Annotated in this window: 12 protein-coding genes; 7 read left to right on the top strand and 5 right to left on the bottom strand. The window is 40.3% G+C overall.

The annotated features are described in order from the left end of the window. Positions 1 to 438 precede the first annotated feature (438 nt). The 6 genes from WKI23_RS02090 to WKI23_RS02065 all read left to right on the top strand — a co-directional run bounded on the left by WKI23_RS02090 (position 439) and on the right by WKI23_RS02065 (position 7,846). On the top strand, positions 439 to 1,368 hold the full coding sequence (locus tag WKI23_RS02090) for an ABC transporter permease (protein ID WP_007284784.1): 930 nt from the start codon (positions 439 to 441) through the stop codon (positions 1,366 to 1,368). Positions 1,369 to 1,380: 12 nt separating this feature from the next. Then, the gene (locus tag WKI23_RS02085; protein ID WP_000818348.1) at positions 1,381 to 2,304 is read left to right on the top strand and encodes a carbohydrate ABC transporter permease; all 924 of its coding nucleotides are present in this window, start codon (positions 1,381 to 1,383) and stop codon (positions 2,302 to 2,304) included. A gap of 254 nt (positions 2,305 to 2,558) precedes the next feature. Further along, complete coding sequence (locus WKI23_RS02080) at positions 2,559 to 4,037, top strand: ABC transporter substrate-binding protein (RefSeq protein WP_368078785.1); 1,479 nt, start codon at positions 2,559 to 2,561, stop codon at positions 4,035 to 4,037. A gap of 451 nt (positions 4,038 to 4,488) precedes the next feature. Beyond that, complete coding sequence (locus WKI23_RS02075) at positions 4,489 to 5,682, top strand: L-lactate MFS transporter (RefSeq protein ID WP_368078784.1); 1,194 nt, start codon at positions 4,489 to 4,491, stop codon at positions 5,680 to 5,682. 195 nt (positions 5,683 to 5,877) lie between these two features. Further along, complete coding sequence (gene trhO, locus WKI23_RS02070; RefSeq protein WP_050252542.1) at positions 5,878 to 6,864, top strand: oxygen-dependent tRNA uridine(34) hydroxylase TrhO; 987 nt, start codon at positions 5,878 to 5,880, stop codon at positions 6,862 to 6,864. A gap of 121 nt (positions 6,865 to 6,985) precedes the next feature. Beyond that, positions 6,986 to 7,846 (top strand): DUF4299 family protein, encoded by an 861-nt coding sequence (locus tag WKI23_RS02065; RefSeq protein ID WP_368078783.1) that lies wholly within the window; start codon positions 6,986 to 6,988, stop codon positions 7,844 to 7,846. Between the two features lie 71 nt (positions 7,847 to 7,917). Here the strand turns inward: WKI23_RS02065 and WKI23_RS02060 are convergent, their stop codons facing one another. The 5 genes from WKI23_RS02060 to WKI23_RS02040 form a co-directional block, all read right to left on the bottom strand. Then, positions 7,918 to 8,982 carry a DUF6574 domain-containing protein gene (locus tag WKI23_RS02060; protein ID WP_368078782.1) on the bottom strand — a complete coding sequence of 355 codons (1,065 nt, stop codon included), beginning with the start codon at positions 8,980 to 8,982 and terminating at the stop codon, positions 7,918 to 7,920. A 57-nt stretch (positions 8,983 to 9,039) separates the two neighbouring features. Then, positions 9,040 to 9,951: a DUF4097 family beta strand repeat-containing protein gene (locus WKI23_RS02055; protein ID WP_368078781.1), complete on the bottom strand. Its 912-nt coding sequence runs from the start codon at positions 9,949 to 9,951 to the stop codon at positions 9,040 to 9,042. Beyond that, positions 9,944 to 10,537: a DUF1700 domain-containing protein gene (locus WKI23_RS02050; RefSeq protein WP_368078780.1), complete on the bottom strand. Its 594-nt coding sequence runs from the start codon at positions 10,535 to 10,537 to the stop codon at positions 9,944 to 9,946. The genes WKI23_RS02055 and WKI23_RS02050 overlap by 8 nt, the downstream gene beginning before the upstream one ends. After that, on the bottom strand, positions 10,524 to 10,850 hold the full coding sequence (locus WKI23_RS02045) for a PadR family transcriptional regulator (protein ID WP_000273855.1): 327 nt from the start codon (positions 10,848 to 10,850) through the stop codon (positions 10,524 to 10,526). The genes WKI23_RS02050 and WKI23_RS02045 overlap by 14 nt, the downstream gene beginning before the upstream one ends. Before the next feature lie 138 nt (positions 10,851 to 10,988). Further along, positions 10,989 to 12,155 (bottom strand): CynX/NimT family MFS transporter, encoded by a 1,167-nt coding sequence (locus WKI23_RS02040; protein WP_368078779.1) that lies wholly within the window; start codon positions 12,153 to 12,155, stop codon positions 10,989 to 10,991. 154 nt (positions 12,156 to 12,309) lie between these two features. Here WKI23_RS02040 and WKI23_RS02030 point away from each other — a divergent pair, with 154 nt between their 5' ends. Then, positions 12,310 to 13,140: a glycosyltransferase gene (locus tag WKI23_RS02030; protein ID WP_440215235.1), complete on the top strand. Its 831-nt coding sequence runs from the start codon at positions 12,310 to 12,312 to the stop codon at positions 13,138 to 13,140. Positions 13,141 to 13,304: the final 164 nt, after the last annotated feature.

The following is a 13,304-nucleotide window of genomic DNA, read 5'->3' as shown; positions in this document are numbered from 1 at the left end:
ATTTTCGAAGAGTATTAGCTTTCTAAAAAAGTTGAGAAAAGTAGTACCTTTATTTTTAGACAGAGCTCAGGATGAGTTTTGAGAAAAAACGTTAAAAAGAGAAAAACGCCTATGGTCAAAAGTCTAAGTGAACTTGATAATAGGCCTTTTTTCTAAAAATAGTGGGCTTCATTGCTCCTAAAATTTAGTTTGAGAGACAAGCACAGGGTAACAGAGTGACGCCATCACGGTGCAAATAGAGATAAAATAAACAATTGATTTAGGACATTTGTTTGATAGTGGTGATAAAGTTTTAAATCTGCTACATAATTTGTGGAGTTTTTTCTATAATTAGGAGTTTAACCTAATCTGCAAATAGGAGTATACTAATAATGTAATCGTTATCAAAAGTCTAAAAAAGAATTTTTAGATGGATATCAAATAAAAAGGGAGGAAATTATGAATAAGTTTTCAAAAACCTTGAGAGACAACTGGATTTTTCTCTTGATGGTTTTGCCAGGGGCACTCTGGTTGATTCTATTCTTCTACATTCCAGTATTTGGGAACGTGGTTGCCTTCAAAGACTACCACATGACCAGTAATGGTTTCATAGATAGTATCATAAATAGTAAATGGGTCGGACTCGATAATTTCAGATTCTTATTTAGTTCAAGAGACGCCTTTATTATCACACGAAATACGGTCCTCTACAATCTTGGCTTTATCTTTCTAGGTTTGGTTGTATCTGTAGGGATTGCCATTATCCTCAGTGAACTCCGTTCCAAGAGAATGGTGAAGATTTTCCAAACTTCTATGTTGTTCCCTTACTTCTTGTCTTGGGTTATCATCAGTTTCTTTACAGATGCCTTCCTAAATATTGATAAAGGGGTGTTCAACCATTTATTGGAAAGTCTTGGTCTCAAAGAAGTCAATTTCTATGCTGACTTGGGTATCTGGCCTTATCTCCTACTTTTCCTAGGTATTTGGAAAGGTTTTGGATATAGCAGTGTCATGTACTATGCGACAATCATGGGAATTGATCCAACCTACTACGAAGCAGCGACAGTGGACGGGGCTAGCAAGTGGCAACGCATTCGCAATGTAACTATTCCACAGTTGACACCATTGGTAACTGTATTGACCATCCTTGCAGTCGGAAATATCTTCCGTGCAGACTTCGGTCTCTTCTACCAAATCCCCCACAATGCTGGTCAGCTTTACAACGTAACCAATGTCTTGGACGTATATGTTTATAATGGTTTGACCCAGACAGCAGATATCGGGATGGCTTCAGCGGCAGGTCTCTACCAGTCAGTCGTCGGCTTGATTCTGGTGGTTCTATCAAACTTACTGGCAAGACGAGTTGATCCAAACTCAGCCTTGTTCTAAAAGGAGGAGAATATGGCAGAAAAGAAAATTAAAAAAGAAAAAATTGACAATGTCGGCATTCACTCCTTCAGTAAGAAAGCAGATATCTTCTTCAGTATCATTTCAGGTTTAATTGCCCTCTCTTGTATCCTACCTTTTGTATTCGTTATCATTATTTCAGTGACAGACGAGAAAAGCCTCCTCCAATACGGCTATAGCTTTTTCCCATCCCAATTTGGATTAGACGGTTTTGAGTTTTTGGCACAGTTTAAGGATAAAATCCTACAGGCCCTCTTTATTTCTGTCTTTGTAACCGTAGTTGGGACATTTACAAATGTCTTTATCACAACAACCTATGCCTACGCTATTTCACGGACAACCTTTAAGTATCGCAGATTCTTTACCATCTTCGTTCTGCTCAGTATGTTGTTCAACGCTGGTTTGGTACCAGGTTATATCATGGTGACCCGTGTGCTTCAGCTTGGGGATACTGTTTGGGCCTTGATTGTTCCAATGCTTCTCTCACCATTTAACATCATCTTGATGCGTTCCTTCTTCAAGAAGACCATTCCAGAAGCCATTCTTGAATCCGCTCGTATCGATGGTGCCAGTGAGGCCCGGATTTTCTTCCAAATCTGTTTACCATTATCACTACCAGGTATCGCAACCATCACGCTTTTGACAGCTCTTGGTTTCTGGAATGACTGGTTCAATGCCCTTCTTTACATCAAGAGTGACAACTTGTATCCATTACAATATTTGCTCATGCAAATCCAGCAAAATATGGACTACATTGCCAAAGCGGTCGGCTTGACTGGTCAACTGGGAGTTGCTCTACCGAAAGAAACAGGTCGTATGGCCATGGTTGTGGTTGCAACCCTTCCAATCGCGATTTTGTATCCATTCTTCCAACGCTACTTTGTAAAAGGTTTAACTATCGGTGGTGTGAAAGAATAGTGCTTATTGAGAAAGAACATTTCTCAGTTCCCAACTTCCCTTGTGTGAAGTTAATACTCTTCGAAAATCTCTTCAAACCGCGTCAACGTCGCCTTGCCGTATAGATGTTACTGACTCCGTCAGTTCTATCTGCAACCTCAAAACAGTGTTTTGAGCAACCTGCGGCTAGTTTCCTAGTTTGCTCTTTGATTTTCATTGAGTATAAGATCATTACATTGTTTATAAGTTTAAAAATAAAAAAAGGAGTTTTTATCATGAAAAACTGGAAAAAATATGCTTTTGCATCTGCTAGTGTAGTCGCTTTGGCTGCAGGTCTTGCTGCTTGTGGAAATTTGACAGGTAACAGCAAAAAAGCTGCTGATTCAGGTGACAAACCTGTTATCAAAATGTACCAAATCGGTGACAAACCAGACAACTTGGATGAATTGTTAGCAAATGCCAACAAAATCATCGAAGAAAAAGTTGGTGCCAAATTAGATATCCAATACCTTGGCTGGGGTGACTATGGTAAGAAAATGTCAGTTATCACATCATCTGGTGAAAACTATGATATTGCCTTTGCAGATAACTACATTGTAAATGCTCAAAAAGGTGCTTACGCTGACTTGACAGAATTGTACAAAAAAGAAGGTAAAGACCTTTACAAAGCACTTGACCCAGCCTACATCAAGGGTAATACTGTAAATGGTAAAATTTACGCTGTTCCAGTTGCGGCCAACGTTGCATCATCTCAAAACTTTGCCTTCAACGGAACTCTCCTTGCCAAATATGGTATCGATATTTCAGGTGTTACTTCTTACGAAACTCTTGAGCCAGTCTTGAAACAAATTAAGGAAAAAGCTCCAGACGTAGTACCATTTGCAGCTACTAAGAACTTCATCCCTTCTGAGAACTTTGACTATCCAGTAGCAAACGGGCTTCCATTCGTTATTGACCTTGAAGGTGATACTACTAAAGTTGTAAACCGTTACGAAGTGCCTCGTTTCAAAGAACACTTAAAGACTCTTCACAAATTCTATGAAGCTGGCTACATTCCAAAAGACGTCGCAACAAGTGACACTACATTTGACCTTCAACAAGATACTTGGTTCGTTCGTGAAGAGACAGTAGGACCAGCTGACTACGGTAACAGCTTGCTCTCACGCGTTGCTAACAAAGACATCCAAATCAAACCAATCACAAACTTTATTAAGAAAAACCAAACAACACAAGTTGCTAACTTTGTCATCTCAAACAACTCTAAGAACAAAGAAAAATCAATGGAAATCTTGAACCTCTTGAATACGAACCCAGAACTTTTGAACGGCCTTGTTTACGGTCCAGAAGGCAAGAACTGGGAAAAAATTGAAGGTAAAGAAAACCGTGTTCGCGTTCTTGATGGCTACAAAGGAAACACTCACATGAGTGGATGGAACACTGGTAACAACTGGATTCTTTACATCAACGAAAACGTTACAGATCAACAAATTGCAGATTCTAAGAAAGAATTGGCAGAAGCTAAAGAATCTCCAGCGCTTGGATTTATCTTTAACACTGACAATGTGAAATCTGAAATTTCAGCTATCGCTAACACTATGCAACAATTCGATACAGCTATCAACACTGGTACTGTAGACCCAGATAAAGCTATTCCAGAATTGATGGAAAAATTGAAATCTGAAGGTGCTTACGATAAAGTATTGAATGAAATGCAAAAACAATACGATGAATTCTTGAAAAACAAAAAATCATAAGATCAATTGATTTCGTGTATTCATTCCTAATTCCTAAAATAAGAATCACTGCTTTCCTCAGGCTTATCTGGGGGAGGCAGTGGTTTTTTACCTTATTTAGATAATTATCCGAATTAGATGATATAAACAATATTAAAATGATAACAGGTAATTAAAATATTAAAATTTCTTATATCTTTATTAATTTTTCTTAAGTAGATTTTTAGAATAAAGTAGCTTATAATAAGAGTACAATGAAAGCGCTTAACATTGTGAAAATTCATCTTGTTCTGATTTAAGAGATCTATAGATACAAATTTTTAAGCAGTCGTATATAGATGTATGTCATTTATACAGTTCTATATGCTTAAAAATTTATACAATGATCAATTTAAACGAGGTAGGTGAAAAAATGATAAAAGTTGTTCTCTATTCTTTTTAGGAACAAGAAATTTTACATGAGGTTATTCAAATGAAAAAAACACCCAATCGATGGTTAATTTTGGCAGCAGCCATTTTAACGAATCTATCTCTAGGTGCTGGTTACGCCTGGTCAGTCTTTCAAAAGGCGCTGCTAGAAACCAATTCTAGTCAAGGATGGGTTCAAGCCCAAACTTCTTTGGCCTTTAGTATTTCTTTTGCAATGGTACCTGTTGGTATGATTATTTTCGGTCCTAAGGTTGATTCAGCAGGACCTAAGAAATTTGTATTCCTAGGTGGTATTCTCTTCGGTGCTGGTATGTTTGCTACTGGATTTGCTACTTCTCTTCCAGTCCTTTACCTCACTTACGGGGTTGTCCTAGGACTTGGTATTGGTTCAGCTTATGGAGCATCTACTTCAGTTGCCACTAAGTGGTTCCCAGATAAAAAAGGTTTAGCTGGTGGTTTGACAGCAGCAGGTTTCGGGTTAGGCCCGCTCATTATCGGTCCAGTTGCCAAAGCTTTGATTGCTTCTATGGGTGTTTACTCAACATTCAAAGTATTGGGTATCATTCTTCTAATTGTTATTTGTACTTCTTCATTGGTAATGGAGAAAGCTCCTGCAGCAGCGCCGGCAGCTGGAACAGCTCAACCAGAAGGTAAAACTTACAAAGAAATGCTTCGTGATGGAAATTACTGGCTTCTATGGTTGATTTACGTTCTTGGTGCTACTGGTGGAATGATGATTATCGGTACTGCAGCATCAATTTCTGACCAGTATAAACTTGTAGGAGAAGCTACACTCTTCGTTATGCTGGTATCTATCGCTAATACATTTGGTCGTATCTTCTGGGGTACGGTATCTGATAAGATTGGTCGCTATCCTACCGTTATTGCCATGTTTGGAGCAGTTGCTACTGGTTTGTTGCTCACAGCCTTCTTCAAAGGTCCTGGAAGCATCTTGGCCATCCTTGGAATTATGATGGTTGCCTTGTCATTTGGAGGCTTCCTCGGTTCATTCCCAGGAATTACTGCTGAAAACTGGGGAGTTACATACGTAGGGACAAACTATGGATGGATGTTTACTGCTTATGGCGTAGCTGCTATTGCTGGTCCTCAGTTAGGAGCACGTCTTGCACAGGCAAACCAAGGAGATTATACAATGGCCTTCTTTATCGTTATCGGCATGGCTATCCTTGGTATTCTACTCCAACTGTTCTATATGGCTAAAGCTAAAAAAGTTTAAAAATGAATCCTTGGAAAATCCAAGGATTTTTTAAAATATAATTGATACTAAGTGTAGTGTACAAGAAATTTTTTTCTAAATTGAAATATAGCAATTTCCAGTCAAATAAATTGCATTCGTTTTCTCAAGCAGGTATACTAGTATGGATAAATAAAAAATTTAGAAAATTTAAGAATAGAAAAGAGAACAAATCTTATGGCAAAAGATATTCGTGTCTTACTTTACTACCTTTATACTCCAATTGAAAATGCAGAGCAATTTGCTGCAGACCACTTGGCTTTCTGTAAATCAATCGGTCTTAAAGGCCGTATCCTAGTCGCTGACGAGGGAATTAACGGAACCGTTTCAGGTGACTACGAAACAACTCAAAAATACATGGACTACGTTCACAGCCTCCCAGGCATGGAAGACCTCTGGTTCAAGATTGACGAAGAAAATGAACAAGCCTTCAAGAAGATGTTTGTTCGCTACAAGAAAGAGATTGTCCACCTTGGTTTGGAAGACAACGACTTTGACAACGACATCAACCCACTTGAAACAACAGGTGCTTACCTGTCTCCAAAAGAGTTCAAAGAAGCGCTTCTTGATAAAGATACAGTTGTCCTTGACACACGTAATGATTATGAGTACGACCTAGGACATTTCCGTGGGGCTATCCGCCCAGACATCCGCAACTTCCGTGAGTTGCCACAGTGGGTTCGTGATAACAAGGAAAAATTCATGGACAAGCGTGTCGTGGTTTACTGTACAGGTGGCGTTCGCTGTGAGAAATTCTCAGGCTGGATGGTTCGTGAAGGTTACAAAGATGTTGGCCAATTGCACGGAGGAATCGCAACTTACGGTAAAGACCCAGAAGTCCAAGGTGAGCTTTGGGATGGAAAAATGTACGTCTTTGACGAGCGTATCGCCGTTGATGTCAACCATGTCAACCCAACTATCGTAGGGAAAGACTGGTTTGATGGAACACCATGTGAACGTTATGTCAACTGTGGAAATCCCTTCTGTAACCGTCGTATCTTGACATCAGAAGAAAATGAAGACAAGTACCTTCGTGGCTGCTCTCACGAGTGTCGTGTTCACCCACGTAACCGCTATGTCTCAGAAAATGAATTGACACAAGCTGAAGTTATCGAGCGCCTAGCCGCTATCGGTGAAAGCTTGGATCAAGCAGCTACTGTATAAGATCAAACAGTCCTTAGGGGCTGTTTTTCTATGCTTTGTACTCAAAAATCTAAAGTTTGTTTCTGTATCTTTCAGAAAAATAAGGTATACTGTATGTAAACGATTTCAAAGGAGTCCAGTTATGGCGAAAACATTTTTTATTCCAAATAAACAGAGCATTTTAGGAGAACAGGAGATTTTGACTGCCAAGTCCATCTTGGCCTTGGTAGATGGCTTGGAGTCACATAGCTATGATGCTGTCTATCTCCGTCAGCCACTTAATCGTCTCGAGTATATTGAGTGTGCGATAGTGGGGCAATCACAATTTCTCTTTGAAGTTAGTTATGCTGATGGTCAAAAGGCTTACCGTGTCGATCTTCCTGACCTACTTACAAAGACAGACTGGCAGATTATCAAATCATTTTTAGACGCCCTGCTTGCTTACACAGGAACGGAGATTGAGGGGCTAGATGGCTTTGACTTTGAAGCTTATTTCCAAGCAGGTATTCAAGCCTATCTTGCAGACACTGCGGCTCGTTTTACGATTTGCCAAGGAATTTTTAATCCTGTTTTCTTTAGTCATGAGGATTTGAAAAGCTTTTTAGGGGCAGATGGCTTGGCTCAGTTTGAAGCGCGTGTGCGTGCGGTTCAAGAGACAGATGCCTACTTTGCAAGAGTTTCCTTTTATCAGGATGGAGAAGGGAAAGTGCATGGCGTTTACCATCTAGCTCAAGGAGTCAAGACAGTTTTACCGAGAGAACCATTTGTACCTGTAGCCTATATTGAGCAATTGGTGGATAAGGAAGTCCAGTGGGAGATTGACTTGGTTCAAATCACAGGAGATGGCTCTAAACCAGAAGACTATGAATCCATTGCCCGCTTGGGCTATGCACAATTCCTAGAATCACTACCATCAGCATCTTACCACCAACTAGATGCCAATCAATTGGAAATCCAACCCATCTTAGACAAAGATTTTAAAACATTAGCACAAGAAAAGTAAAGCAGAAGCAGGTCAATCGACTTGCTTTTTTGGCATATAAAAAATCCTGCCATGGGTGACAGGATTGAATTTTAAAGAAAGGCCAAGATACGAAGGTAATCTCCAATCAGTGCTACTTCAGCTACAAAGAAGAGGAGGATAATGACTCCATTCACAAGGACAGACAAGAATAATTGATAGAAGGAGTCGGCTTCACTTGCTTGACTTGGTCTTGTAATGATATGGAGGCTAGCAAGTAGAATGATTCCAATGCTAATCACACACAAGAGAGCTGTAAATCGTAGGCTATCAAAGAAGGCAAAGAAACTAGCAATGGCAGTGAGGAAGATTGGAATTGCCAAGAGTTGACTATATTGTTGGAGAACCTTTTCTAGCGTCCAGTCCTTTTCTTGGTAGATAAACCGTCTCACAACGAAACTACCCAAGAGGAATGAAAAGAAGAAGAGTGTTGTCGCTACTAGGATAGAGATGATAGAAAAGAGAGTTAAAGGAACTAGCTGCTCAGGGAAGTGGCTGTTGATAGTTGCTATATGTCCATAGTAGGCTTGTTTGATGTGATAGATACTAAAGAAAAAGGAAGATGCAGAAAACAGAATGAGCAAGAGAAAGGCTGTGTAACTGTGTGTGCTACTTGTTTCAAGCTTGCTTGTAGGAGATTTGATCGCTTCCACTAGCCAAGACCAAAAATCAAGCACTTGCTCTTTCCATTTATCCCTAGATTTTGGAGCTTGGTCGGGAATATAAGGACTTTCTAAGGATTTACTGAGAAGAAGGGGCTCTTTCGTGGTTGGTTTTTGCTGAGGAAGAGCTTCTTGGTTCTTTTCAGCTATAGTGACTTTTTCTGTTTCTTTAGAAATATCTGGCCCTTCTTCAGTAGAATCTAATGCTTTCTTTTCTTCTATTTCTGTTCTCGCTTCACTGTCTTCAGGAGCTTCAATTTTCTCTTCTTGCTGGCTTTCCAGTTCGACTTCAGCTTGAGAGACTTCCTCCTCTACTTGAGTATTTTTTTCAATTGGTGTATCGAGATCGGCTATCGTTTCTTCAGCCTTGTCTGCAACCTCTTGAGTTTGCTCTTCAGGTTTGTTCTTGCTTGTTGTTTTTACAAAATCATTACTTTCAAACCATTCTTGTTTCATGGTAGAACCTCCTTTTTAGTTGTATATACATCATTTTGGTAGATATAAGTAGATTTGTTAAGGTCTGTTGGCTGTAGTTTCAAGACTAATATAATTTTCAGCCCTAGCTATGAGTTGACCTTTTACATCGGTTTTTTCAGTTTTGTAAGGGTTGCTTAATTCGTTTGGGTGATGTTGACTCTCATCTCTTGATAACTGATAAATAGGACCATAGTGACTTGATAGGTCTAAGTTGATTTCTTGGCTTTCTTTTTGAGTTAGTGTGATGCTAAGTTCATTTTTAGAAGTTAGTTCTACCTTACCATATACTTTAATATTGTCAACGTAGAAGTGATTTTTTGTTGACTCTAGCTGACTATCTGTAAGGTCTGTATCAAAGATATTAACGATATTAGGGGTTGTGAGTTTACTGTTTTTGATACGACTTCCTTCAATTCGGAGGATATAGCTGTTTGTATTGAGGGTCGCATTTTCAAGACTAGCATTTATGATGGTGGTTTGTCCGCGATTGGCTGAGATGTTGATCCCTTTTAGAGTTCTCCCTTTTGGCAGTTGGAGAATAACTTCATTAAAACGACTAGAGTAGCTACTTACAATATGGAGAATCCCATCAATTCCAGAAGAGATAAATGGACTTTCAGACAGTTTCTTATCAGTGAGACTCAGAGTTCTATCGTTCTGATTGGTGATAAGATCATGGTGAGCAGAAAGAGATGGATGGTAAGAAATGTGGATTTGATCATCGAAAGAGTCTGTGATGGTCAGCGCGTGTTGGTGGAGAGTGATTTCTAGGTTTTCGACTTCCTTGCCAAAGGTTAGCTCTTCCGTACGGCTATCATAGACAGGTTCTTTGGACAAGGAAAGTAGGCTCTTAATCCCATCAGATTGGATACCTACGAAGAGTAGGATAAAGCCGATAACAGTAGTCACCACACCAAAAATGAGAAATCCTTTTGTCAATTTACGCATGCTGGTCACCTCTCTTTCCTTTTTTGAGAACAAATTGCACCAGGCGAACAATGAGTAGGCCGAAGAAGCGGGCTACATAGGAAATACCTAGTAAGACTAGTGAAGAAGCACCGATGGCCAGTAAACCAGCACCGAAAATCAAGATAAAGGCTGATTTGGCTTGGGCTAGGACAGTGAAACTTTCAACTAAAAATAGGAATCCGCCGATGATACCAAGTATGGAAACCGCAAAGAAAGCCAGAATGACAGTCAAAGCTGCCACAAGGATTGCGAACAGGGCCACGAGGATAGCGATTCCCAGAGGAATACCGATGGGTGCTGCAAGGAGGGCTAACAAGGCGATATGTAAAATTTGTCGGTTATTTTTTTGAGCAGGCGCTTCATTGATTTTTTTATCGAGAAGATTGGAGAGGACTTCGTGAGCTGCTTCCTTAGGAGTTCCCAAGCTAGCGATGAGTTCTTCTTCTCCTTCGACTCCAGCATCGTCAAAGAGTTCTCTGAAATAGTCCATGGCTTCAATTTGGTCAGCCTGAGGCAGTTTTTTGAGATATAGTTCTAGCTGAGTCAGGTATTCAGTTCTTGTCATGGCGGATACTCCCTTCTATGATGCCATTGATGGTGTCTGTATAGAGTGTCCATTCATCTTTTAGGGTCAAGAGCTGCTCTATACCACCATTTGTCAAGGAGTAGTATTTGCGCATGCGACCTTGGAACTCTCTGGAATAGGTGGTCAGAAAGCTATTGCCCTCTAATTTTTTGAGAATGGGATAGAGTGTGGATTCTTTGATATTAGCGATGAGCTTAATGGTTTGGCTAATCTCATAACCATAAGAATCCCCTTTTTCCAGTACGGCCAAGATGAGAAATTCAATCAAGGCAGAGGATGTTGGAAAGTACATGAGAAACCTCCTTTTCTAATGTGTAAGATTTTTATATATAATTTTTCTACACATACATTGTACAACTAAAAGAAAGCCCTGTCAAGAGAAATGTGTAAAATTTTTATATATAAAAAACTTCTAGCTAAAACTAGAAGTTTAGAGGATTTTATCAGCTCTGTCCACTGTAAAGAGGGCCACAGTCATCAGGATATCGACGAGCAAGAGGGCAGCTACAGCTGGTACCCAAGAGTGGAAAAGGTCAAAACTGTAACCAAAGAGAGTCGGCCCAAAGGCTGCTAGGATATAGCCTCCTGTTTGAGAAAGGCCAGATAATTGGGCTGTCTTTTCAGGAGCGCTTGTCTTGAGTGAAAAGTTGACCATGAGATAAGGGAAGAGGGCACTGGTTGCGGTTCCGATGAGGAGATGGATGGCAAGCCAGTAAATGAAATGATTGATCGGGAAGAAGAGCATGGAAATGCCGACCACACCAGCTAGTGAGACCAGAGTGAGCATGAGCTGCCGATTACGAGTTGATAAGCTGGTTGTCAGGCTTGGGATGGTCATTGAAAAAGGAATGCTAATCAGAGAGAAGATAGAAGTCAGCAAGCCAGCTTCGTGACTAGATAGGCCTGCATGGATAGCCATAGTAGGTAGCCAAGTCATAGCAGTGTAAAAGAGCAAGGATTGAAAACCTGCAAAAACAATAACTGCCCAGACTTGTTTATTACGCATGACCTTTGTTTGGCTTTTTTGTTTGGTTTGTGGAGCCAGTCTGTGATTATAGCGGTGATTTGGCAACCAGACCAAAAAAGTTGCTAGACAGAGCAGGGTGAGGAGGATGATGAGGCCTTTCCAAGAACTGGCTTGTGTAATGGGCACAGCCAGATAGGAAGCCAGAGCCGTCGCAATCCCCATAGAAGTTACATATAAGGTGGTCAGAAAACCAATTTTTTTTGGCTGATTGGCTTGGATAAGACTAGGAAGTAGAACGTTGATGACTGCGATACTTGCCCCAACCATCAAGGTTCCTAGATAGAGCAGGGGTAGATTGATTAGTCGAATCAGAGAGCCAATGGTCAAGAAGAAGAGGCTATAGGTGAAGAGATGCTCCAAGCCAATTTTCTGAGCCAGTCGGGTAGAAAATAGCGAGAAGAGGGTAAACATGAGGAGGGGAAGGCTGGTCAAGACACCAAGTGAACTAACTTCTACTCCCAGACCTTGTGAAATATCCCCCAAAATAATGGGTAAAACAGTAAAAGGAGTCCGCAAGGAAACACCAATCAGGATAATACCTGGAACAAAAAAAAGTGATTGCTTTTTCATATAATACCTCTTCTAGCTGATTTTAATAACAGCTTATTTTAAGGCTTTTTCACTATAATGTCAAGTAAGGTTTCTGGCTTTCAAGATAAAAATGGGAAAGTCTTGAAAATTATGATAAAATAGTGGAAGGAAATCTATACATTGGAGAAAAACTGTGTCTGAAAAGCAAAAAATCAGCGTATTGATGTCGGTCTATATCAAGGAAAATCCGACATTTTTAAAGGATGCTATTGAGAGTGTTCAAAATCAGACCCTGAAACCGAGCGAGTTAGTTCTGGTTGAGGATGGGCCTTTGACACCTGAGCTCTATCAGGTGTTAGACCAAGTGGAGGCTGAGTCTGAAATTCCAGTGAAACGCTGTCCTCTTGAGCAAAATCAAGGTTTGGGTCTGGCTCTTCGACAGGGTGTTTTGCAGTGTCAGTATGATATTATTGCCCGTATGGATACGGATGATATAGCTGTTCCAGACCGTTTTGAGAAACAGGTTCAGTTAATGGAGAGAGACAATCTCGACCTATTAGGTGGACATATTGCAGAGTTTATTGACAATCCTGATGAGATTGTTTCTTATCGTCGTGTTCCGACTCAACATGCAGATATTGTGGCTTATCAAAGGATGAGAAGTGCCTTTAACCACATGACTGTCATGTTCAAGAAGGATATGGTTCTCAAGGCAGGCAACTATGAGGATGGGCTTTATATGGAGGATGACCTCCTCTGGCTCAATATGATTGCTGCAGGAGCTAAGACTGGAAATCTGGATCAAATCTTGTGTAAGGTTCGTGTCGGAGCAGGGATGTTTGAGCGTCGTGGGGGACTGCGTTACCTCAAACTCTATCGTCAAGCTCGCCAGCGCATGCTGAAGAGAGGGCAAATTTCTTACATGGAGTATGCTAAGAGTGTTGCCATTCAGATGGTTGTTGCCCTTTGTCCAGGATTTGTCCGACAGTTTATTTTTATGAAGCTGTTACGAAAAAGCAATTAAAAGATTGTAGCAAATCGTAAACTAGAGAAAAAGTGTTATAATAACAATATAATGCTCTTCGGAAATCTCTTCAAACCGCGTCAACGTCGCCTTGCCGTACTCAAGTACAGCCTGCGGCTAGTTTCCTAGTTTGCTCTTTGATTTTCATTGAGCATAATCATCCG

This window comes from Streptococcus pseudopneumoniae, assembly GCF_038148955.1.
Lineage (GTDB): Bacteria > Bacillota > Bacilli > Lactobacillales > Streptococcaceae > Streptococcus > Streptococcus pseudopneumoniae_T.
The sequence above is the reverse complement of the archived record's forward strand: the minus strand, read 5'-3'. Positions and strand labels throughout refer to the sequence as shown.